The sequence below is a fragment of the Streptococcus mitis genome (assembly GCF_946190285.1).
Taxonomy (GTDB): Bacteria; Bacillota; Bacilli; order Lactobacillales; family Streptococcaceae; genus Streptococcus; species Streptococcus mitis_CP.
The window spans coordinates 1-274 of record NZ_CAMHZX010000048.1; the positions used below are offsets into that span (position 1 = coordinate 1).

Genomic DNA, 274 nt, shown 5'->3' on the forward strand with positions numbered 1-274 from the left:
CGGGACGCCCTGCACGAACAGATCAGCGAGGCACAGATGATCCTGCGCCGCGCCGCCGCGGCCGCCGCCCTGAAGAGCGACCCTCTGGCGGACCAGCTCCAGGCCCTGGCCGTCTGCGTCGGCGCGCTCAGCGATCTCTACCAGGCCAGCGAAGCCACCCAGATCGATATCGCGAACACACTGAAAACCCAGACCGGCGTAATCGCGGATGAAGCCATTTCCCGGGTCCACGCCTCAGGCATGGACATCGTCAACCAGCTCGCCCCGCAACTGG

1 protein-coding gene is annotated in these 274 nt (G+C 66.8%); it reads left to right on the forward strand.

What is annotated here, in order from left to right:
* On the forward strand, positions 1-274 hold a 274-nt coding region (locus N8L39_RS09330; protein ID WP_261039382.1), incomplete at both ends, for a hypothetical protein.